Source organism: Metapseudomonas boanensis, from assembly GCF_042232855.1.
GTDB classification, from domain to species: Bacteria; Pseudomonadota; Gammaproteobacteria; order Pseudomonadales; family Pseudomonadaceae; genus Metapseudomonas; species Metapseudomonas boanensis.
In genome coordinates, this window is record NZ_CP113889.1 from 3,464,265 (window position 1) to 3,486,758 (window position 22,494).

A 22,494-nucleotide genomic window follows, 5' to 3' on the forward strand; every position below is an offset into this window, starting at 1 on the left:
GGTATCTGTAATTCCTCGATACGGGAGAGCCGCTGTGGATGCTCTACTTCAACAAATGATCAATGGTCTGACCCTGGGTTCGGTCTATGGCCTGATTGCCATTGGCTACACCATGGTTTACGGCATTATCGGCATGATCAACTTCGCCCATGGCGAGGTGTACATGATCTCCGCCTACCTGGCCGCCATCACCATGGCCATGTTGGCCTTCTTCGGCCTCGAGTCCTTCCCGCTGATAATCCTCGGCACCTTGCTGTTCACCATCCTGGTGACTGGCGTGTATGGCTTCGTGATCGAGCGCATCGCCTACAAACCGCTGCGCAACTCCACGCGTCTGGCGCCGCTGATCTCCGCGATCGGCATGTCGCTGATCCTGCAGAACTATGTGCAGATCAGCCAGGGCGCCAGGCAACAAGGGATCCCGACGCTGCTCGACGGGGCATTCAAGCTCCACATCGGTGACGGCTTCGTGCAACTCACCTACACCAAGGTGTTCATCCTGGTTGCGTCGCTCCTGGGAATGGCGTTGCTCACCTACGTGATCCAGCGCACCAAGCTCGGCCGCATGTGCCGCGCTACCCAGCAGGATCGCAAGATGGCCTCGATCCTCGGTATCAATACCGACCGGGTGATTTCCTACGTGTTCGTCATCGGCGCCGCCATGGCCGCACTGGCCGGCGTGCTGATCACCATGAACTACGGCACCTTCGACTTCTATGCCGGCTTCATCATCGGGGTCAAGGCGTTCACCGCAGCGGTGCTCGGCGGCATCGGCTCACTGCCTGGAGCGATGCTCGGTGGGCTGATCCTCGGTGTTGCCGAAGCGCAGTTCTCGGGGGTGATCAACACCGACTACAAGGACGTGTTCAGCTTCTCCTTGCTGGTGCTGATCCTGATCTTTCGTCCCCAAGGCCTGCTCGGCCGTCCGCACGTTGCAAAGGTGTGATATGTCGAATCAATCGGGGTCCCTCGACATAAAAAAGAGTCTTCTGGATGCGGTCATTGCAGGTCTGCTTGCGCTGATCGTTTTCGGACCTGTCGTTGGCGTCGTGCTGGATGGCTACGGCTTCAACCTGCATCTTGACCGAGTCGGCTGGATGATCGGCGTTGTCGCGATCGGCCGGTTCGTCATCAGTCTCTTCTTGCAGACAGCCCAAGGCAAAGCCTTCCATTCTCGCTTCGAACTGAGTGGAAGCGGCGTCCACGTATTGCCGCCAGGCCATAAGTCCAACATGCGTTGGATCATGGCGCTGATCGTGGTGTTGGCCGTGCTGTTCCCCTTCGTCGCCAGCAAATACCTGCTCACGGTGGTGATTCTCGGGCTGATCTATGTCCTCCTGGGGCTTGGCCTGAACATCGTCGTCGGGCTCGCCGGCCTGCTCGACCTCGGCTACGTGGCGTTCTATGCCATCGGCGCCTATGGCCTGGCGCTGGGTTACGATCACCTCGGACTCGGCTTTTGGTCCGCGCTGCCGCTGGCGGCGATCGCCGCGGCACTGGCAGGGGCGATTCTCGGATTCCCGGTCCTGCGCATGCATGGTGACTACCTGGCCATCGTCACCCTGGGCTTTGGCGAGATCATCCGGCTGGTGCTGAACAACTGGCTTGAGTTCACCGGTGGCCCCAACGGCATGTCCGTGCCATCGCCGACCTTCATGGGTCTGGAGTTCGGGCGGCGGGCGAAGGAGGGCGGGGTTCCCATCCATGAGTTCTTCGGCTTCGCCTACAACCCCAACCTCAAGTACGTGTTCATCTACGCAGTGCTGTTCCTGGTGGTGCTGCTGGTGCTGCGGATCAAGCATCGACTGACGCGCATGCCGATTGGTCGTGCCTGGGAAGCGCTTCGGGAGGATGAAATCGCCTGCCGCGCGATGGGCCTCAACCACGTCCTGGTGAAGCTCTCAGCCTTCATGATCGGCGCCTCCACTGCCGGGCTGGCCGGGGTGTTCTTCGCCAGTTACCAAGGCTTCGTGAACCCCACCTCGTTCACCTTCTTCGAGTCGGCACTGATCCTGGCGATCGTGGTGCTGGGCGGCATGGGCTCAACGATCGGTGTGGTCATAGCAGCATTCGTCCTGACGGTGGCGCCAGAGCTGCTGCGTAACTTCGCGGACTATCGGGTGCTGCTGTTTGGCGTACTCATGGTGCTGATGATGATCTGGAAACCGAGGGGTTTGATCCGTGTCAGTCGCGTGGGTGTGGCGGCACCGAAGGGGTTCGAGCAATGAGTGACGATATTCTGCGTGTAGAGCATTTGATGATGAACTTTGGGGGCATCAAGGCGCTCAAGGATGTCAACCTGAAGGTCAAGCGCTCGTCGATCACCGCGTTGATCGGCCCCAACGGTGCAGGCAAGACCACGGTGTTCAACTGCCTGACCGGTTTCTATACCGCTTCTGGTGGCCGCATCGAGCTGAAAACCAGGAGCAAGCGGACCAACATCATCCAGGTCCTTGGCGAACCGTTCCAAGTGGGGGATTTCGTCAACCCGGTAAAATTCGGCTCGCGCCTCTGGTTCAAGATGTTCGGTGGTACCCATCTGGTGAACCGCGCCGGATTGGCGCGCACCTTCCAGAACATACGCCTGTTCAAGGAGATGACAGTCCTCGAAAATCTCCTGGTTGCCCAACACATGCAGGCGAATCGGAACCTGTTGGCGGGTGTCTTCAACACGCCTGGGTATCGGCGGGTCGAAGCCCGGCTGCTCGAGCGGGCGTTCTACTGGCTGGAAGTCGTTGACCTGTCCAGCTGCGCCAATCGCCTCGCAGGTGAACTGTCCTACGGCCAGCAGCGCCGTCTGGAAATCGCCCGCGCCATGTGCACGGGGCCTGAACTGATCTGCCTCGACGAGCCGGCTGCCGGCCTCAACCCGGCAGAAACGGTCGCTCTGACCTCCATCATCCGAACGCTCCGAGACAAACACGGTGTGACGGTCCTGCTGATCGAACATGACATGGGCATGGTGATGAGCATTTCCGACCACGTGATCGTGCTTGAACATGGCGATGTCATTGCCGAGGGCAAGCCGGAACACATCCAGAACAACGAGCGGGTCATTGCCGCCTATCTTGGTGCGGAAGAGGAGGAGGTGGCATGAGTTCGCCCATTCTGGAACTCCGGGACGTGGACGTCTTCTACGGCCCAATCCAGGCCCTGAAAAAGGTCTCGCTGAAGATTCACGCTGGCGAGACGGTTTCCTTGATCGGCGCGAACGGTGCAGGCAAGTCGACGCTGCTGATGTCGATCTTCGGCCAGCCGCGAGTCAGTTCCGGCCAGATCATCTACGAGGGCGAAGACATCAGTCGGCGTTCTCCCCACTACATCGCCTCCAACGGCATCGCCCAATCGCCTGAAGGACGCCGTGTCTTCCCGGACATGAGCGTCGAAGAAAACCTCCTGATGGGCACCATCCCCGTGGGAATGGAGCACGCGGACAAGGACATGGAGCGCATGTTCCAGTTGTTCCCGCGGCTGAAGGAGCGGCGTAACCAGCATGCCATGACCATGTCCGGTGGCGAGCAGCAGATGCTCGCCATTGCGCGGGCGCTGATGAGCCGACCGAAGATCCTGCTGCTCGATGAGCCGAGCCTGGGCCTGGCCCCCATCGTGGTCAAGCAGATCTTCCAAACCCTGCGCGATCTCGCGTCCGAGGGCATGACCATCTTTCTGGTGGAGCAGAACGCCAACCACGCGCTGAAGCTCAGCGACCGTTCTTACGTGATGGTGACGGGGGAGATTCGCATGACGGGCACCGGGCAGGAGCTGCTTGAGGACCCTCAAGTGCGAGCCGCGTACCTCGGCGGGCATTGACTCCCTGTAACAGGCACCCAACTCTCGGGTGCGCCACTGCCCTCTTCCCCGAGTGGGAGAGGGCAGTGGCGCTGCCATCAGCGGTCGAGGAAGACCATTTGCGGCGGCTCGTGCATCAGGAAGTCGCGGTGGGAGATGTTCCAGGCGTAGGCGCCGGCGAGGGTGAATACCAGCAGGTCGCCGATGGCCAGTGCCGCGACGGGTTGCTGGCGGGCCAGGACGTCTTTCGGGGTGCATAGCTGACCGACGAGGGTCACGGGCTGGCCGTGCAAGTCCGGCTCCTGGTTGCCACGCAGCACCACGAAGGGGTGGTCGTGGCCCTGCGCCGCGGGGGTGCGGAGGTGGTGGGTGCCGCCACGGGCCACGGCGAAGTACTGGCCGTGATTGCGTTTGATGTCGAGCACTTGCATCACGTAGTAACCGCAGGCAGCGCTGATGAAGCGACCGATCTCGAAGCGGATGCGGGTGCCGGCCATGTCTTCTTCGGCAATCAGGTCTTTCAGTCCCTGGCAGAAGCCTGGCCAGTCGAACGACTGCGAGTGGTCCTGATAGTTGATACCCATGCCGCCGCCGACATTCAGCAGCGGTAGTTGCAGGCCCTGCTCCTGGCTGATGCGGCGGAAGGTGCGGCAGTAAGCGCGGATCAGTTGCAGGTGGGCGGCCACGTCGAACTGGTGGGAGAGCAGGTGGAAGTGCAGGCCCTTGAGTTCCAGCGCGGGTTCGTGGCGCAGGAGTGCGAGGGCTTCATCCAGTGCCTCTTCGTCGAGACCGAACGGCGTAGGTTTGCCGCCCATGACCAGGCGGCTGTCCGGTGCTTCGGCAAGCTTGAGGTTGAGCCGCAACAGCACCGGTGCACGGCGGCCCTGGGCGGAGGCGAGGCGGGCGAGGCGGCGCAGCTCGTGCACGCTTTCCACGTGGAAGGCATCGACGTGGCAGTCCAGCGCGGCCTCCAGTTCGCTGTCGAGTTTGCCGGGGCCGCCGAAAATCAGCGGGTGCTTCGGACAGTGTTCATAGAGCCAGGCCAGTTCGCCACCGGACGCGGCCTCGAAGCCATCCACCAATGGGGCCAGGGTGCGCAGGATCGGCGCTTCCGGATTGGCTTTGGTGGCGTAGAAGAGTTCGCAGTTGGCTGGGAGTGCGGCGCGCATGGCGCGTACGTGCCGATCCAGCGCCGGCAGGTCGTAGAGGTAGGCGCACAGCGGGTCGCGTCGCTGGGTGCGCAGGTCTTCGATGGCGCGGGTGATGCGCGCAGGCAGGCTCATGGGCGTGCTCCGATGATGGGGTTGGGTAGGGCGGTGTAGCCGGCTTCGCGGTCGGCGCGTTGCAGGAGGCGGGTCATGAAGTTCTCTTTGCTGGGCAGGGTGGCGCCAGCGCAGAACTCGCGCAGCTCAACGGGGTCGCCGAGCAGCTCGCGCTGCAGTTCCAGCAATTGGCCGACCTGGGCCCACAGACGCTTTTCCAGCGCGGCGCTGCCATCGGCAAGGTGGAAGATCGCCTCGCCCAGGTTGTTCACCAGGGTGCAGTAGGCCACCCGTTTCCAGGCTTTGTCGGGGCTGTAGTAGAGGGAGGCACGGGTGCGCTTGTCGAGGTGGCCGAGGCGTGCCGGTGGCCAGTGCTCAGCAACGAGTTTGGTGCCTTCCAGGTCGCGGATCCACACGCGGCAGGGCAGGCCGCTGTCGTCAAAGCCGAGCACGGTGTTCTGCAGGTGTGGTTCGAGCACCACGCCCTGGCGGAACAGACAGTGCAGTACGCCGCCAAGCAGCAGGCCGGCATAGCAGTCGAGCCAGCGCAGGGCCGCATCGGCGTGCGCCAGGCCGAGCCGTTCGGCGCACTGGCGCACGCGTTGCTGGCACACGCTGTGGCCGTGCAGGTCCCAGGTGAACAGGGCCATGGCCACTTGCGGGCTGTGTGCGGCACGGCTGGCCGGGTCGAGGTTCTGGCGATAGAGGATGCCGAAGCACTCGGTAACTTCGCGGGCCTCGTCCAGCGTGCCGAGCGCGCTGAGGTCGAGGGTACTGGCGGCGGGCTCGGGCATCAACTTGAAGCCCGGCTGGGCGCTGGCCAGTTCGGTCATGACGGGAGCCAGCAGGCCGGTGAGGGCCACGGCGCTGTCCAGTTCGTACCAGGCGTTCTTGCGCACGCAATTGGTCAGTCGCACATGCACCGAAAACTTGAGGAAGTAGGCCAGGTCCGGGTGGTAGAGCGTGCGCACCGAAGACGTGGGGTAGAGTGTCAGACCTTGTGGGCCGAGGTATTCCATCAGCCCTTGCGCCTGCGCACGCTTCACCAGCGGATCGGCGAGGATACGTTTCACCTCCCAGGGGTGGCAGGGGTAGAGGTCATCGCGACCGCAGAGCTGCTGCAGGGTGGCGCGAGGGTCCTCGCCCAGGTGGCGCACCAGCGCCGGGTTGACGCGGAACCAGTGCAGGGCGAAGCAGGCACCGACCTCCGGCGAACAGGCCAGCAGGTCATCGATGGAAACGCCTTCGCGGCTCTTGGGGGTCGGGTGCAGGGCATGGCCCCAGACCTGATGTTGCTCCGAGCGCAGCAGGCTGTCATCCGGCTGCTGGTTGGCGGGCACGGCGTGGCGGAGGAAGGTGCGGGTGATCTGCAGGCTGTTGTCGATCTGTTGTACCAGTTCGCCATGGCGCTCGGCACTGGTCAGCGGGGCGAGCATCAGGCGCGCCAGCTCCAGGGCACCTAGAGAGCGCCAGCCGTGGCCGTTGCCCTTGAAGTAAGGCGTGCTGATGAAGCGGCAACGGCCGAGCACGCTGGTGCGGTCGGCCAGCAGGGCCAGGCGTCCGCCCGGCAGTCGGATGGACACCCGCTGGCCGGCGAGCTGGCGCAGGCTCATGGGCAGGTCGTGGTCCTTGGCGTCGAGGCTTGCCTCGCCTCGGGGCAAGGCGTATTCGCGCAGGTAGCAATTGATCAGGCATTCGATGGCGTGGCGCTGGGCGTCGCCGTCGAGGGCGCGTTCGTGCAGGGAAGCCAGGTTGATCTCGAGGGTCATGCGGTTATCTCCCGTGGAGCGATGAGCAGGGGGCGCGCCAGTACTAGCGCCGCGAAGGCGACCAGGCCGGCGACCAGGAAGGGGGAAGCAATGCCGCAGCTCTGACTGACCAGCCCGGCCGTGACGCCAGCCGCGGCGCCGGCCCACTTGCCGCTGGAGTCGTACCAACCGAACAAGCGCCCAGCGCTGCCGTTGCGGCTGCGCTGGCTGAGGCAGCGGTGCAGGCCGACGAAGCCGAGCAGCATGCCGGTGCCGCTGAGCAGCCGCAGGGCGAACAGCAAGTCGGGCTGGTCGCTCCAGAACTGCAGGGCGTTGGTCAGGGCCAGCAGGCCAAGGCCAGGCAGCAGCAGGTTGGCGGCCTGGCGCTGGGCCCAGGGCAGGGCCACCAGGTAGACCAGGTGCGGCAGGCTGTAGAGCAGGCCGATGAGGGCGTCGTTACCCACGCCCAGGGCTTCGCCGTAGGGCACGAAGTAGGGGAAGGTCACTACCATGGCGAAGCTGAAGAGGAACTGCACGGCGAGCAGCCGTGGCAGGTCGTTCGGCAGCTGGTCGGGCCATTCGTCGCCGTCGCCGTCGCTGGTGCGGGCCTGGCGCCGTGGTGCGTCGGCTGGTAGCGGCAGGATCAGCACGAAGGCCAGCAGCGGCAGCCAGGCCAGCACGCGATAGAGCTCAAGCCCCATGCCGCTGGCGGTGAGCAAGCCGAGCAGGATCGGTCCGCTGATCATCGCCAGGCGTGCCGAATACTGCGTCCAGTTCAATGCGCGGGAGAGGCTGCCGTCCTTGAGCTGGGTGGCCAGGTAGGCATTGGAAGCCGCCATGGCGCCACCGAAAGTGCCCTGGATCATCAGTGCCAGTACGAACACCGTCAGGTTGGGGCTGAAGCCGGCCAGCAGGAAGCCGGCACAGAGCCCGGCGTGGGCGCGCAGCAATGACAGGCGACAGCCGTGGCGGTCTGCCAGGTGGCCCCATAGTGGCGCCGCCAGGGCAGTGCACAGGGTCGGCAGGATGAACAGCACGCCGATGCTCCAGCCCGGCGCATCCGGCGCCAGGTCGGCGAGGATGCGAGGCAGGTATAGCGGAATGCCGAGGGCGGTGAAGGCCGAGAGGTAATGGCCGAGCAGGACGCTGGCGATCAGTCGTTGCGGCATGGTTGTGCCTCCAGCAGGAAGTTCGCTGCGCTGTAGCCATAGAACTTGTTGATGTCCTGGGCACCGGACTGCGCCTTGCTGAACAGGCTGCCGGCACTCAGCAGGTACTTCACCGGCAGCGTCGGACTGTCGAGCAGGAAGCTTCGGGCTTCGGAGCAGTCCAGGCCTTCGCGCTCCAGCTGTTCGAGGCAGCCAGATAGGCGCTGGCGCAGGGTGGCGTAGAGCGTCTCGCGCGGTGCGAGGCTGGCATCGGCGATGGCTTCCAGCGGGGCGACGATGTTCAGTTGCAGGGTGATGGTGCAGAACATCTCCGCCAGCGGCTGGTAGCCGGCCACGCGGATACGCTCATCGCGCAGCTCGTCAGGGCGGGCGGCGAGGTCGGGGCAGGCGTGGACGAAGCGTTCAGGCCAGAGGCGCGCGGCGTCGTTGTCTTTCATCAACAGGCGTAGCGGTTGGCCGGCCTGGTGGATCAGCACGGCGTTCTGCTGGTTGGCTTCCAGGGCGATGCCGTAGCGCAGCCACAGGCGCAGGTGCACATGCAGGAGCAGGTCGAGGTAGTCGGTCAGCCAGGCGTGCAGATTGCCGTCGTGGAACCGCTCGACAACCGCTTCGAGGAACAGCCGGCCATCCGGCATCGGGCTGGCCAGGGCGGCCACCGGCACAAGGGTGGTGGCCGTCAGTTCAGTCGGGTAGCGGCGCACGATGTAGGCCAGGTGCCGCAGTTCGGCAGCATGCCCGCCATGCTGTTCATCGACGTGCAGGTAGCGCTGGCCCAGCGCCGGGTCACGCTCAGCCAGGGCTTGCAGTGTTGTCTGGAACCAATGGCCGTCGTACAGGGTGCTGGGCTTGATCAGCCGCAGGTTACGCGCGCCGAGGGTGCTGACCAGTAGCGGCAGTTTGATGTGGCAATGCGGCTGCTCCACGCACATCACCGTGCGCACGGAAAGCGTCGGCTCCACCAGCAAGGCGCTGCGTGGGGCCTTGATGACGCCCGCCGGCAGGCCATGTTGCTCCAGCATCGGCCAAGTCAGCGGGTGGATCGGCAGCAAGGCGTGGCTGCTGGCCAACCGCTCGTCCAGGCCGACGTCGCTGAAGCTCGGCCAGTGGGCAGGCGGCGGGCTGCTGAGGCTGAGTTTGCCTTGCGGCACGGCCAGCCAGTTGAGGGCGAAGCGCGGGGCGAACTCCGGGGCGTAGCCTTGCAGCGCGGCGGAGTCGAAGCCGCTCTTGGCGCGGGCGGTGGGGTAGAAAGGATGGTCGAGGTAGCTTGCCAGGCGGTCGATGCCGAGTAGCCGCTGGCCCCAGGCCGGTTCATCGAGGACGCCGGCAAGGCGGCGCGCCTGGGCCTGGTAGGCCTCGCGGCAGAGGCCGCGGTGCTGCGCGGCGCAGTTGGCCTCATCGCGATAGGGGGTGAAGAGCGCCAGGCTCTCGGCGTCCAGGCCGTGGCTCAGGTGTTCGAGCCAGCGTGGGTAACCCTGTTCGAAGCGTGTTTCGCCCTGCTGGCAGCAGAGCCAGGTATCGCCCCTCGCGCTCCAGGCTTGCAGCGGGCCACCGCGGCGCAAGGGCAGCCACAGCTCGCCGCTGCCAAGGTGGGTGATGCACAGCCAATCCGGCGCGGGCGCATCTGGCCAGTGCGCGGCCAGCTCAGCCGGCAGGCGGCACACCTGGCCCTGGCTGAGCAGGCCACGAATGTCTTCGCGCAGGCAGCAGTCTATGATTCGTTGGCCGATTGCCGCCTGGTCGGCGCTCATGGTGGCGCGGTTCATGCCAGCACCCAGCGCAGATCGACGAGGGTGGCGGCGAATTGTGCGTCCAGGCTGGTGGCGTCGGGGGCGATCAGGCGCAGGACGCCGATATAGTCCTTGTTGGAGTGGCTGAGTTGGATGTCGTCACCGACCTGACGTAGGGCGCGGTAGTCGCTCCAGTGACCGTCGTGCTCGTGCTGGAAACTGTCGGTCGCCTGTGCGAGACGCCCGGGCTGGCCGGCGACCAGATAATGCACCAGGGCCTCGGCCTTGCCGCTTTCGGCATCGGCCAGCGGCTCGCCCAGATGCAGGGCGAGGATGCGGTCGAACCAGCCTTGCGGGAGCAGGCGGTCGAGGAGAAATTCACGACCGTCGCCGATGCTGCGGTAGTTGATTTCCACCAGCACCGGGCCTTCTTTGGTGAGGATGAACTCGCTGTGGCAGACGCCGAAGTTGATGCCGAAGGCGGCCACCTGGGCGAGCGCGGCAGTACGGTGGGCGCGGCTAAGCGCGCCGTTCCAGCGCGCGGCCAGCTCAACGAAGTGAGGCGGCGGCGAGAGGGTCACGTCGAAGCCGCCGATGGCTTGCAGGCGTTGGCCGTCGCCGAGGGTTTCGAGGGTGAACAGCGGGCCTTCCATATAGGCCTCCAGCAGCAGGGCGCGGTCGGGGTTGTGCTGCCAGAACTGTGCGCAATAGGTGGCCAGTTCGCCGGCGTTGTGGCACAGGCGCACGTCGAGGCTGGCTACGCCTTCACGGGGCTTGGCCACCAGCGGGAAGGGCACATCGGCAGGCACTGCGCTGCCTGCGGTGAGGACGTGGAACCAGGGGCCGGGCAGGCCGAGGCATTGGAGTCGTTCGCGCATGGCGGCCTTGTTCTTGGCGGCGTAGCACAGGTGCCAGTTCTTGCCGGGGCAACCGAAGGTTTCCGCCACCAGGGCGGTGGCGGTCTGCAGGTGGTCGCTGTTGGAGAACACGGCGGCTGGGCGCAGGCCATGGGCGTTGATCAGCTCGACCACAGCGAGCGGGTTGAACACATCGCACTCGAGAATTTCCAGCCCCTCGGCGGGGTGGCCGGCTGCGGCAAGTTCGCGCCTGTGCTGCTGGGCGTGGTCGCTGATCAGCACCACGGGCAGTCCACGCTTGCGCGCAGCGGGCAAAAAGCCCTCGGTGATGGCGGGGTGGGCGATGTGGGTGAGGATCACGAGTGGGCGTTGCATGTAGGGCCTCCTGGGCAGCAGTCGTCCCTCCGCGAGGAGCGGACGCCTGGATATCAATGCGCGTGAGCGCGGGTCAGAAACGGTGGTGGATGCCTTGGGTGAGGACTTGGGGCTTGCTGGCCTTACCCGGCATTTCGTCCTGGTTGGGCATGGGGTGTGAGGGGGAGGTCCCCTTCCACGGTAGCGAGGAAGAGGCTTGGAGTGTTGAGGCTGGGGTGCAAGGCAAGCAGGTTGTTTTTTGTTTTCATCCGGAATACCTCAAAGCATCAATGGGCGATTTGCAGGCTGGCCAGGCGAGCTTTGAGGGCACTGTTCAGCAGGCCGCGGTCTTCGCCGGCCAGATAGCTGCGGATGCCCCTGGCTTGCCAGTGCTGGTGTTGCTCGGAGGTACGCGGATTGGCGCAGAACGGAATTCCAGCGGCCGTGCAGTGCGAGGCCATTTCCTGGAGCGCTTCCCAGACCCGGGGGTGCGTCGCGTCGGGGCCCAGTTGCAGGTCCAGGGCGAGGTCGAGGGCGCCCTCGAGGACCATGCCGATGCCGGGCAAACGGAGAATTTCGGGCAGGGCCCGAAGCCCGGCGGCGCTTTCGATCATTGGCACGATGGGCCGGGCCCGGTTTGCCAGTTCGATGTATTGCGGCAGGGGCAGGCGGCCGAAACCGGTCACGCGGCCCCCGGTGATGCCGCGCCGGCCCAGTGGCGGGAAGAACGCCGCTTCCACGGCGCGGGCGACCTCTTCGGCGCTTTCCACGCGCGGCAGCACGATGGCTTCGGCGCCGGCATCCAGTGCCCGGCCGATCAGTTTGGTGTCGACTTCCGGCACGCGCAGCCAGGGCGAGATGCCGGCCGACTCGCAGGCGCGCAGGCAATGCATCAGCTCATCGCCGGAGCGCAGCAGGTGTTCCATGTCGAGGATGACGAAGTGGTAGCCCGCGAGGGCGATCATTTCGCAGAGCAGGGGGGAGGGAACCGAGTTGAGCAGGCCGTAGGCACTTTCACCTTGATCAAGCCTGGCGATTACAGGTGATGTCCGAATCATTCGCCTCTATCCGTAAGAAAAATCGTTAGCGAATGATAATGATTGTCAATCAAATGTAAACGCATTTTTCTGGGACGCTGGTCTCGGAATGGCCGTCCTTGAGCGGGCGTCAGATCTGGAGGTTGAGGTTCTCCTGCGATACAGGTGAGATCCGGCTCGCCGCAAGGATGCGTCGAGCCGGCCTGCGCGCGCGCCGGGCGCCTAGGTCACCTGCAGTATCCGCATCATCTCGTGGTCTTCGTGGGAGAGGATGTGGCAGTGCCAGACATATTGTCCTCGCTTGTTGAAACGCGCCTTGATCCGCACCACCTGGCCTGTGGGGTTGCCCGACTCAGGTTCGGGGTTGCCGGGAAGGGCCGTGACCATGTCCTTCGGCGCCGCCTGGAAGTATTCCGGGCCGACCGGCGCGGCGGAGAAGTGCTTGATGAAGGAGATTTCCGGTGCCTCACCCATCATGCCGTCGTGCTGCGGAATCATCTGCGAGCCGGTGACCTGATACTCGAACACTTGCCGATCCAGGATCTCGAAGTTGACGAGGTGCAAATGGACCGGGTGGGCGTCGGCGGTGAAGTTGTAGATCTCCCAGACCTCGGTGCCGTCCAGGCTCGGTAACTCGGTTGTTGGTTGGAACCATGCGTAGGCGGTGGCGACGTTCGTGGTGTTGAGGTTGCCGGACTTGACCGTTCCCAGCAGCGGCTGCAGTCGCCCGAACCCGTCATTGCCCTCGAAGAGCGCCACCCTGCGAACGGTGGCGCTACCGGATACGCCTGCGTAGTCGGGCAGGAGCTGGGGTTGGAAGTTATCCGCCACGCCGGACTTGGGCTTGACCACGTCGAAGGCCATGACCCGGTCGGTCTGGCGGTCATCGAACAGATCTTCCGGGGCCAGGTCGGCACCGAAGGCCCCACCGAAGGGTGAATCCCCGCCCAGGTTCTTCATGATCACCCGGCTGCCGAAGGGTACCTGCGAGAAATCGAGTACGAGGTCGTAACGGCCGCCGGGCTCGAAGACCAGCGTGTCGGTCTCGCGTGGTGTGCCAAGGCCCTGGTCGCTGCCGATCACCCAGAAGGGCAATGGCGCGCCGGCACTGGAATGATTGGGGTCGGTGACGTTGGCGGCGACGGCTACGAACTGGAGCACCATGAACCGCGAGTCGCAGCCATTCACCAGGCGCAAGCGATAGTGGCGCGGCTCTACGTTGGCCTTGGGCCAGATCTTGCCGTTGACCACGATGTGGTCGCCGAAGAACTCGGCGAGCGCGGTGGGGCCGCCGTTGGGGAAGTGCTCGGGTGGCAGGATGACGCCTTCGCCAGTGATGAAGTCGTCGTAGAACGGGTCGCCCGGGAAGGCGGGATAGAACAGCGCGCCTTTCTCGGTGAACATGCGGTCCTGGACGAGGTAGGCCAGTTCATAGGGATAGGCGGGAAGGCCCAGGGGGTTGCTGGACAAACCGGTATCGAACTGGTCGCGAATGATGTACTGGCCGGCAAGGCCCGCGTAGACATTGAGGCGGGTAATGCCCAAGGCATGGTCGTGGTACCAGAGCTGGCAGGCCGGCACGGTGTTGTTGTAGCGGAAGTGGTCGGTGAAGCCACCGGGGACGAAGTCCCACTGCGGACCGGTTACCTCGCCACTGGGGCTGTAGAAGAACTCGGGGTTGCCGTCGAACTGGAAATCACTATTGGCGCCGTGGAGGTGGGTACTGATCGGTACGCCGTTGTTCTTGATGCTGAATGCCCGGTAATCGACACCATTGGCCGAGTTATCCCCGTGCAGCGAGTAGCACCAGTGCACGTTGGTATCGAGGGGCAGCAGGTGACTCTTGCTGCGCAGTTCGTTGCTCCAGCGAACCAGCGCCTCTTCCGCTCCCCCCGCCGAACTGTTGACCACCTGGATCGTCTGGCCGGGCCAGCTCACGGTTCTTGAGCCGTAGCCCCAGACCCGCGTCCACAACTTCTTGCGAGTCGATGGTTGTATCAGGCCAGTCTGTTGCTCGGTTTCAGTGATCCGGACGTTGAAGTTCGGGTTCATGGCCGGCTGGCCACCGACACTGAAATCCTTGAACAGAAATGCTGGATCCAGCGCGTTTGGTGCCAACTCGACAAATTTGGGTTGCAGCGCTGGGTCGCTCAGCAAACCGACGTTGGAGAAAAATGCGGCCGCCTGCGCACGGCGCAGAAAGGGATGGCTGGGAAGTATTAGCGCACCTGCGGCAAGCGCGCTGTATTGAAGAACCCGACGCCTTGAGATCATGTTCTGTCCTCCCCAAATTGAGGGATCGGAGGGAAATAGGGGCCCTCTCGAATGGAAGGGCGACTGCACTATCACGCCGCGCCAGCGACCCAAAATTTGATGTAGATCAATCCAGAGGGGCCATGGAGAGCAGCTACCCGATAAGCCCGCGCAATTGTGGGATGGATGGTCTGGATACCCCAGGGAATACGCTCATCCTGCTAAGGGTTTGCGATCAGAAGGGGGCTCACGACCCTGCCAGACCGCCTCGCCGTTCAACGCCTGGGCTTTGCCAGGCCTGGGGGCGTCCGTCGGTATGGCTGTTGCCTGTGCGATCCATGCGCTGGATCGTCGCGACGAGAGTGTCGGTCTTGCGGTCTGGTGGGAGAGGACTGGATGGTGTGCTGACCGAAAGGCTTGGCTGGCCGTAACGGATGGCTACATTTGCCCCGGTCGGGCCTGCGCCACCAGCCAGCCGACCAGCTCTTGCAGTTCCGAGCTGGGGGCGAGGCGGTCAGGGTAGACCAGGAAGTAGGCACCACCGGTAGGTACCTTGAGGTCGAAAGGCGCCACCAGGCGTCCGCTGCTGAGCTCCTCGCCAATCAGTGCCCAATCACCCAGGGCAACGCCGGAGCCCTGGGCGGCGACGGAAAGGGCCAGGTCGAGGGTGTCGAAGTGATGCCCGCCTCCCAGGTTGTCGAGTGTGACGCCTGCGGTCTGCAGCCAGGTTTCCCAGTCCTTCTCGTCGCGCGTGGGGTGTAGCAGCGTGTGCCGTCCAAGGTCGGCCGGCGTGTTCAGTGGTAGTGGGCCGGCGATGAGTTGGGGGGCGCAAACCGGGATCAGTGCCTCATCGAACAGGCGATGGGCCTCGACAGCGCTGCCGGGGTCGTTGCCATAGACCACGGCGGCGTCGAACTCTTCGCGACGGAAGTCCACGCCGTACTGCACAGTTGTGGTGAGCTCGACCGGTACGTCCGGACGTTCCGCCTGCCACTGCATCAGGCGGGGCAGGAGCCAGCGCATGACGCAGGTGGGCGCCTTGAGCTGCAGGGCCTTGCGCTTGGCGCCAACCTGTTCCACGGCCTCGTCGATCAGGCTGAAGACCTGCTGGATCCGCGGGTACAGCTCGCGCCCCTGTGCCGTAAGGCTAAGCCCGCGTGCCTGGCGCTGGAACAGCGGATAACCCAGGTGGCTCTCCAATCCGGCGATCTGTCGGCTGACGGCGCCCTGGGTGATGTGCAGCAGCTCCGCAGCACGCGTGAAATTGCAGCACTGCGCAGTGATCAGGAAAGTGTGCAGGGCAGGCAAGGGCGGGAGACGTTTCATGGGCGCTCAGGTATGAGTTGAGGACATGGCTAGTATGACGAATTTTGCCTTGTCATGGCCGCCGGCGGGCGGGTCCAATTGTGCAATCCGATCCCCCGGTTTCTGTCCCGCGATGCTTTGGGCGCGCAGGTGGCGATGGTGCGGACCTATCAGCTGAACGCATGGAATAACGCAATGCAAAACACGCTTCCGACCTTCAACGATCCGCTCACGGGCGTTTACATCAACGGCCAATGGCTGGCTGGCGGCGAATGCCTGTCGGTCGTCAACCCCACCACCGAGATGCTGCTGGCGAGCGTCGGCAGCGGCGATGCAGGCACAGTCGATCAGGCGGTTCGGGCAGCTGGCGAGGCTTTCCCGGCCTGGGCGGCGCGCTCGGGAGCAGAACGTGCCGCCTGCCTGCGGCGGATCGCCGAGGGCGTGCGTGCGCGCCGCGAGCGGCTGATCCAGTTGCAGTCGTGCAACAACGGCAAGCCGTTGGCCGAAGCGGGGCTGGATGTGGATGACGTGATCGCCACCTTCGAGTACTACGCAGGCCTGGCCGAAGCCCTGGATGCCGCGCAGGACCGCCCGGTGGAGCTGCCCAGCGAGGACTTCGCTGCACGCCTGCGTCGCGAGCCCTGTGGCGTGGTAGGGCTGATCGTGCCGTGGAACTTCCCCATGGTCACCACCGCCTGGAAGCTGGCACCGGCCCTGGCGGCGGGTTGCAGCGTGGTGCTCAAACCCTCCGAGGTGACGCCGCTACCGGAGCTGGAGCTGGCCAGCATCATCCATGACAGCGGCCTGCCGACAGGGGTGTTCAATCTGGTGTGCGGCACTGGCCTCGCGGTCGGCGCGCCGCTGGCCTCCCACCCGCGCGTGGCCAAGGTCTCCTTCACCGGCAGCAACGCCGTCGGCGTGCAGGTGATGCAGCGCGCGGCTGAAACAGTGAAGGGCGTGAGCCTGGAGCTGGGCGGCAAGTCGTCGTTGTTGGTGCTGGCTGATGCGGACCTGGAACTGGCGGTGGAGCTGGCCTGCGGTGGTGCCTTCTTCAACGCCGGGCAGATGTGCTCGGCTACCAGCCGCGTGCTGGTGGCGGAACCCCTGGTGGCGGACTTCCTGGCGCGGGTCAAGGCGCGTGCCGAGGCGATCCGCGTGGGTGATCCCTTCGTGGAAGGCGTCGAGATGGGCGCACTGGTGAACCTGGCGCAATACCAGCGCGTGTGTCGCCATATTGAACGCGGCCTCGAAGCGGGTGCGCGCCTGGTGTGCGGCGGTGAGCGGCCAGAGGGCCTGGAGCAGGGCTACTTCCTGCAGCCAACGGTGTTCGCCGACGTGCCGAGGGACTGCAACCTGTGGAATGAGGAAATCTTCGGGCCGGTACTTTGCGTGCGCAGCTTCGCCAGCGAGGCGGAGGCCATCGAACTGGCCAACGACAGCGAGTTCGGCCTTGTGGCCAGCGTGGTCAGCACGGATGCAGCAACTGCCGAGCGTGTGGCCAATGCCCTGCAGGCGGGCATGGTGTGGATCAACTCGCCGCAGGTGATCTTCCCGCAGACCTCCTGGGGGGGGTACAAGCAGAGCAGCATCGGCCGTGAACTTGGACCCTGGGGGCTGAGCGCCTTCCAGGAAATCAAGCACGTGGTGCGTGCGGTTTGACGGCGTATCCCCTTTCCGGCCAGGAGAGGGGCTGGTACGGGGGGCGCTTTGCTGTGAAGGCGATTTCAATCGCTAAGCAGACCTGCCCGACGGAGCCATGGGGGCGCTGCACGCCGCTTAGCGAATGAGTTCGCCCCCACAAATAACAGCATGAAACCTCCCCAAGCCGCCTTCGGGCGGCTTTGTCATGTCTGGGCATGAAGCCATGCGTTTTGAACATGGCTCCAATGACGATTTTTCGATTGTTGCGGCCACCCGCGGGTCGCAGGATGAGCCCGCCGGGCACCTACCCGCCGCCAAGACATACAAGAACAAGAGGAGTCCTCGATGGGCGATCATGATCTGAGCAGAAGAAACTTCATCAAGACCGTGGGCGTTGCCTCGGTTGCCGCAGCCACCCTGTCCATGCCCTTCATCCGGGCCAGCGCCAGTGATACACGCTTCCAGGGCAAGACGTTGCGCCTGCTCACCTGGTCTGACGACACCGGCCTGGCGGCGCTGCGCAATATTGCCGCGACCTTCGAGGCCAAGACCGGGGCGAAGGTGATTGCCGACCGCACCGGCAGCACCTCCGAGATGGTCGCCAAGCTCAAGGCAGGCGGCGATCGCCCGCAGTACGACATCATCACCCTGGCCGGCGTGGGCGCTGAGGGCCTGGCCAGCGCCGGGCTCTTGGAGAAGCCTGATCTCAACCGCATCCCCAACCTCAAGGACGTCCCGGCGCAGTACCAGACTGGTGCCAATGGCCACGGCATCGGCTACCTGCTGTGGTGCAACAGCCTGGTCTACAACACCCGGACCGTGAAAGAAGTGCCGGACAGTTATGCCGCGCTCTGGGACCCGACCTACGAAGGTCGCCTGTTCCTGCCGCCGCCGAACTGGACCGAGGCCATGGACCTGATCATCATCGCCGCCAAGCTGGCTGGCGGTGACGTGCACAACATCGAGCCGGGCTTCAAGAAGCTGGAGGAGCTGAAGGACCGGGTGATGACCCTTGGGGAAAACCCCAACCAGATCGCTGAACTGTTCCGCACCAACTCGCTGGACATGGGCGGCCTCTATGCCCCGGCCTTCTTCCCCAAGCAGATCCGCGACCCTGCCTACAGCCTGGGCGCCACCTTCGGCATGAAGGAAGGTTTCTACACCGACCTGATGCTCTCGGTGATGCCCAAGCACCGTCCGGGCGACGATGACCTGGCTTACGCCTTCCTCGACCATTCGCTCGACCCACTGGTGCAGGGCAAGATGGCCGAAGACATCTTCAACGGCCCGGTGAACGCCAAGGCGATCATCTCTGCCGAGGCGCGCAAAAGCCCATTCATCCTCACGCCGGAGCAGATTGCGGAGAAGGCGATCATGCACGACAACGCCTTCCTCGCCACGGTCCACGACCAATGGATTCGCCGCTACACGGAAATCTTCTCTTCCTGATGCTGCCACGGCGCACGCCGTGATTCGCCCTGCGCGGACGGCCACTGGCCGCCTGCCAGGGTGCGTGGAATCCCTGTTCTGACGAGACAAGAGATATGGAACACACAGATCTGACCCATCCGGTCGGCGCGGCCCCTGTGCGCGTGGCCAAAGGGGTTTCCCCGACGACACGGGCCTGGCTCTTTCTCACGCCGTCGATGCTGTTCCTCGCAGTGCTGGTGGCGGCAAGCCTGCTGGTGCTGCGCATGAGTATCGGCGTCAAGGGCGCCGAATGGAGCGGCTTCAGCCTGGCCAGCTATGCCCAACTGCTGGAACCCTACTACCTGAAATCCCTGCTGCTGACCCTGCGTCTGGCCTTCTTCAGCGCGCTGATCGCGGTGGCCCTGGCCATTCCGGTGGGCTACTGCATGTCGCGGCTGCAGTCGCCTTTCCTACGTCGGGTATTCCTCGCTGCGGTGCTGTTGCCGCTGCTGGTCAACCTGCTGCTGCAGAGCTACGGCTGGCTGGTGATCCTCGGCCCGGCGGGCATGCTCAACCAGGCGTTGATGGGCCTGGGCCTGATCGATCGACCGGTGATGCTGCTGTATAACCAGACCGGCGTTCTGATGGGCCTGGTGCAGACGGCCTTCCCCCTGGCGGTGCTGCCAATCGCCAGCGCCATGCGCGGTGTGGCGCGCAGCTATGAAGAGGCCGCCGCCACCCTGGGCGCCAGCCGTTTACAGGTGTTCCGCCAGGTGGTGCTGCCGATGAGCCTGCCGGGCATCTTCACCGGCGCCACCCTGGTATTCGCCTACAACGCCAGCAGCTTCGTGGTGCCACTGCTGCTCGGTGGGCGCCGAGTGCCGATGCTGGCGGTGATGGTGCATGACCAGATCGCCCCGCTGATGAACTGGCCAGCCGCTTCCGCCGCGGGCGTGGTGCTGATTGTCACCACCTTGGCGATCATGGCCTTCTCCGAATACGTCACCGGCCGTCGCCGGCGCATGCTGGAGGCTTCGCAATGAGCATTCCATTCCGCTCCCGGGCAGCCCTGCCGGGCGAAACCGGTCGTTTCGTGATGTTCGTCTCCGGCGCTGTCCTGCTGCTGGCGGTGCTGCCGATCCTGACAATGATCGTGATGTCCTTCAGCGGCGCGTCGAACCTGGATTTCCCGCCGTCGAGTTTCAGCCTGCAATGGTACGAGGCGGCCTGGCGCACTTTCGTTTCGCCCGATGCGAGCGATGTGCTGAGCCTCGGCCAGGCGCTCGGCACCAGCCTGCTGGTGGCCTGCCTGACCATGGTGTTGGCAACCCTGATCGCGGTGCCGGCGGCGTACGCGCTGACCCGCTGCGAGTTCCGTGGCAAGGCGGTGGCGCTGCAACTGATGTCGCTGCCACTGGTGTTCCCCATGGTGGTGCTGGGCTTGGCCCTGCTGCTGGTGTTCGACAGCCTGCCGTTCCACATGGATACCTCGCGCTTGGTGATCGCCCACGTGATCCTGGCGCTGCCCTTCGTGGTGAAGAACTGCACCGCGGCCATGGTTTCCATCGGCACCGAAGTGGAGGAGGCCGCGCAGATGCTCGGTGCGCCGCCGCTACGGGCGATCATCGACGTCGTGGTGCCGCTGATGCGCTCGGGGATCCTGGCAGGGATGCTGCTGGCCTTCATCGTCTCGTTCAACGAGTTCACGGTGACCTACTTCCTCTACAACATCGACGTGATGACCGTGCCGATCTGGATGTACAGCCGCACCGTGTCGTCCCTCGACCCCACCGTATTTTCCTTTGCCGTGCTGATTGTGCTGATCGACTTCGCCCTGATCTGGGCGCTGGAGAAACTGGTCGGCGACGGCGGCGTGTCCTTCTGATTTGAGGTGAAGCATGTCTGGACTGATTCTGAAAAACGTCGAAAAACACTACGGTTCCATCTGCGCCGTGAAGGACGTCAACCTGCACCTGCCGGAGGGCAAGCTGGTGTGTTTCCTCGGCCCGTCGGGCTGTGGCAAGACCACGCTGCTGCGCATGATCGCCGGGCTGGAGAGCCTCAGCGCCGGGGAGATCTGTCTGGACGGCCGCGACGTCAGCCATACCCCGGCGCACCAGCGTAACTTCGGCATGGTGTTCCAATCGCTGGCGCTGTTCCCGCACATGACGGTCGGGGAGAACATCGCCTATCCGCTGCGCCTGCGGAATGTACCCAAGGCAGAGCAGCAGGCACGCGTGGCCGAGCTGCTGCAGCTGATCCAGTTGCAGGAAATGGTCGACCGGCCGGTCTCACGTCTCTCCGGTGGCCAGCGTCAGCGCGTGGCAATTGCCCGCGCGATTGCCGCGCACCCCAAGTTGCTGCTGCTCGATGAGCCGCTCTCGGCGCTGGATGCCAAGCTGCGCGAGTCGATGCAGATCGAGATTCGCCAGCTGCAGCAACGTTTGAACATCACCACCATCATGGTCACCCACGACCAGCGTGAGGCCATGACCATGGCCGACCTGGTAGTCGTGCTTGGCGAGCACCGTGTGCAGCAGGTGGGAACGCCGATCGAGATCTACCGCAACCCCGCCAATGAGTTCGTCGCTGACTTCATCGGCACCGGCAATATCTTCCCGGCCACTGCGATGGGCAACGGCCGGGTCAGCCTACCGGGCGGCGCGGCTTTCCAGGCGCCGACCGGCAGCGGCATCCAGCCTGGCGCTCTGATCAAGTTGCTGGTGCGTCCTGAGGACTTGCAGTTGTCCACAGCCCAGGCCAGCGGCGCGAACAGCGTGCCGGGCACGGTGACCTTCGTGCGCGACATAGGCGCGACCATCGAAACTACCGTTGACTGCTCAGGCGTCTCGCTGACCGCCCTGACCACACCTTGCCAAGACATCGGCCTGGCCATCGGCAATTCGGTGTCGGTGACCATTCCGGAGCACGCGTGCCGAGTGATTTCGGCGTGATGGGATGAGCCTTGGTGATTGGCCGTCAGCGATGGTGGGCGCACACTGGCGGGCGAGTCCGCATAGGGAGAATGGAAAATGAACCTTCTATTGGAAAACCGTAGCGCGCTGGTCTGCGGCGGCAGCTCGGGCCTGGGCTTCGGCGTCGCCGAGGCGTTGGCGAAGGAGGGCGTGCGCGTCTGCCTGGTAGCGCGCAACCTGGCCAAGCTGGAAATGGCCGTGGAGCGCATTCGAAAGGCAGGCGGCGATGCCCAGGCGGTGGCAGTGGATCTGAGCGACCTCACCGCGTTGGACATGGCCATCGAACAGGTGGTGGCGGCCATTGGTGCGCCAGACATCCTGGTGGCCAACAACGGAGGCCCGCCACCGGCCGATGCGGTGGACTTCGATCCGCGTCAGTGGCACCAGCAGCTCGACGCCATGCTGCTGGGCACCATGGCGCTGACCAAGGCCTTCCTGCCGGGCATGCGCCAACGCCGCTTCGGCCGCATCCTGATGATTTCCTCCACCAGTGTGGTGGAGCCCATCCCGGGCCTGGTGCTGTCCAGCTCATTGCGGGCGGCCCTGGCGAACTGGGCCAAGACGCTCTCGACGGAGGTTGCTGCCGATGGGGTGACGGTGAACACCTTGATGCCCGGCTCGTTCTGGACCGAACGCACCGAGTCGCTGCTGTTCCGTGCGGCAGAGCGCAGTGGCACGCCGGTGGCGACCTTGATGGCGGAGGAACAGGCGGCGATCCCGGCCGGACGCTACGGCTCCCCCGAGGAGTTCGGAGCGGTGGCGGCCTTCCTCGCCAGCCCGCTGGCCAGCTATGTCACCGGGGCGCTGATTCCGGTGGATGGTGGGGTGCTGAAGGGTTGAGCTTCCAGCGCCCCTCTCCCTCTGGGAGAGGGGCCGGGGGTGAGGGATGTCTCAGGCTTGCTCATACGCGCCAGCCTGAAACCAGTCAGGCATGCCTGCTCTCTGTGGGAGTGAACTCATTCGCAAA

18 protein-coding genes are annotated in these 22,494 nt (G+C 64.5%); 10 read left to right on the plus strand and 8 right to left on the minus strand.

The genetic code is table 11. The features are described from left to right. The first annotated feature begins 34 nt into the window (after positions 1-34). From OXH74_RS16085 to OXH74_RS16100, 4 genes are read left to right on the plus strand one after another with little or no spacing between them, the layout of a single operon-like run. Positions 35-946 (plus strand): branched-chain amino acid ABC transporter permease LivH, encoded by a 912-nt coding sequence (locus tag OXH74_RS16085; RefSeq protein WP_375737868.1) that lies wholly within the window; start codon positions 35-37, stop codon positions 944-946. A 1-nt stretch (position 947) separates the two neighbouring features. Further along, the gene (gene livM, locus OXH74_RS16090) at positions 948-2,228 is read left to right on the plus strand and encodes a high-affinity branched-chain amino acid ABC transporter permease LivM (protein ID WP_215368394.1); all 1,281 of its coding nucleotides are present in this window, start codon (positions 948-950) and stop codon (positions 2,226-2,228) included. After that, complete coding sequence (locus OXH74_RS16095; RefSeq protein ID WP_375737869.1) at positions 2,225-3,097, plus strand: ABC transporter ATP-binding protein; 873 nt, start codon at positions 2,225-2,227, stop codon at positions 3,095-3,097. Before livM ends, OXH74_RS16095 begins: the two co-directional genes overlap by 4 nt. Further along, positions 3,094-3,810 carry an ABC transporter ATP-binding protein gene (locus OXH74_RS16100; protein WP_375737870.1) on the plus strand — a complete coding sequence of 239 codons (717 nt, stop codon included), beginning with the start codon at positions 3,094-3,096 and terminating at the stop codon, positions 3,808-3,810. The genes OXH74_RS16095 and OXH74_RS16100 overlap by 4 nt, the downstream gene beginning before the upstream one ends. 77 nt (positions 3,811-3,887) lie before the next feature. Here the strand turns inward: OXH74_RS16100 and OXH74_RS16105 are convergent, their stop codons facing one another. From OXH74_RS16105 to OXH74_RS16140, 8 genes are all read right to left on the minus strand, one after another. Then, positions 3,888-5,072, minus strand: coding sequence for a type III PLP-dependent enzyme (locus tag OXH74_RS16105; RefSeq protein ID WP_375737871.1), 1,185 nt, complete (start codon positions 5,070-5,072; stop codon positions 3,888-3,890). After that, positions 5,069-6,820 (minus strand): IucA/IucC family protein, encoded by a 1,752-nt coding sequence (locus OXH74_RS16110; protein WP_375737872.1) that lies wholly within the window; start codon positions 6,818-6,820, stop codon positions 5,069-5,071. The genes OXH74_RS16105 and OXH74_RS16110 overlap by 4 nt, the downstream gene beginning before the upstream one ends. Then, positions 6,817-7,968: an MFS transporter gene (locus tag OXH74_RS16115; protein ID WP_375737873.1), complete on the minus strand. Its 1,152-nt coding sequence runs from the start codon at positions 7,966-7,968 to the stop codon at positions 6,817-6,819. The genes OXH74_RS16110 and OXH74_RS16115 overlap by 4 nt, the downstream gene beginning before the upstream one ends. Further along, positions 7,953-9,731, minus strand: coding sequence for an IucA/IucC family protein (locus tag OXH74_RS16120; RefSeq protein ID WP_375737874.1), 1,779 nt, complete (start codon positions 9,729-9,731; stop codon positions 7,953-7,955). The genes OXH74_RS16115 and OXH74_RS16120 overlap by 16 nt, the downstream gene beginning before the upstream one ends. Continuing rightward, complete coding sequence (locus tag OXH74_RS16125; protein ID WP_375737875.1) at positions 9,728-10,927, minus strand: acetyl-CoA carboxylase biotin carboxylase subunit family protein; 1,200 nt, start codon at positions 10,925-10,927, stop codon at positions 9,728-9,730. The genes OXH74_RS16120 and OXH74_RS16125 overlap by 4 nt, the downstream gene beginning before the upstream one ends. A 266-nt stretch (positions 10,928-11,193) precedes the next feature. Next, the gene (locus OXH74_RS16130) at positions 11,194-11,964 is read right to left on the minus strand and encodes an HpcH/HpaI aldolase/citrate lyase family protein (protein WP_375737876.1); all 771 of its coding nucleotides are present in this window, start codon (positions 11,962-11,964) and stop codon (positions 11,194-11,196) included. A 201-nt stretch (positions 11,965-12,165) separates the two neighbouring features. Continuing rightward, a complete protein-coding gene (locus OXH74_RS16135) occupies positions 12,166-14,217 on the minus strand; it encodes a multicopper oxidase family protein (RefSeq protein WP_375737877.1) in 2,052 nt (683 codons plus the stop codon). Positions 14,218-14,634: 417 nt separating this feature from the next. Continuing rightward, positions 14,635-15,522, minus strand: coding sequence for a LysR substrate-binding domain-containing protein (locus tag OXH74_RS16140; RefSeq protein ID WP_375737878.1), 888 nt, complete (start codon positions 15,520-15,522; stop codon positions 14,635-14,637). A gap of 174 nt (positions 15,523-15,696) precedes the next feature. On the opposite strand from OXH74_RS16140, the gene OXH74_RS16145 reads away from it, so the two are divergent. From OXH74_RS16145 to OXH74_RS16170, 6 genes are all read left to right on the plus strand, one after another. Further along, positions 15,697-17,160: an aldehyde dehydrogenase family protein gene (locus OXH74_RS16145; protein ID WP_375737879.1), complete on the plus strand. Its 1,464-nt coding sequence runs from the start codon at positions 15,697-15,699 to the stop codon at positions 17,158-17,160. A gap of 327 nt (positions 17,161-17,487) precedes the next feature. Beyond that, positions 17,488-18,591, plus strand: coding sequence for a PotD/PotF family extracellular solute-binding protein (locus tag OXH74_RS16150; protein ID WP_215368436.1), 1,104 nt, complete (start codon positions 17,488-17,490; stop codon positions 18,589-18,591). A gap of 95 nt (positions 18,592-18,686) precedes the next feature. Then, the gene (locus OXH74_RS16155; RefSeq protein ID WP_375737880.1) at positions 18,687-19,595 is read left to right on the plus strand and encodes an ABC transporter permease; all 909 of its coding nucleotides are present in this window, start codon (positions 18,687-18,689) and stop codon (positions 19,593-19,595) included. Continuing rightward, the gene (locus OXH74_RS16160) at positions 19,592-20,437 is read left to right on the plus strand and encodes an ABC transporter permease (protein ID WP_375737881.1); all 846 of its coding nucleotides are present in this window, start codon (positions 19,592-19,594) and stop codon (positions 20,435-20,437) included. Before OXH74_RS16155 ends, OXH74_RS16160 begins: the two co-directional genes overlap by 4 nt. Positions 20,438-20,450: 13 nt before the next feature. Then, positions 20,451-21,506, plus strand: coding sequence for an ABC transporter ATP-binding protein (locus tag OXH74_RS16165; protein ID WP_375737882.1), 1,056 nt, complete (start codon positions 20,451-20,453; stop codon positions 21,504-21,506). Between the two features lie 78 nt (positions 21,507-21,584). Continuing rightward, the gene (locus OXH74_RS16170; RefSeq protein WP_375737883.1) at positions 21,585-22,367 is read left to right on the plus strand and encodes an SDR family oxidoreductase; all 783 of its coding nucleotides are present in this window, start codon (positions 21,585-21,587) and stop codon (positions 22,365-22,367) included. Positions 22,368-22,494: the final 127 nt, after the last annotated feature.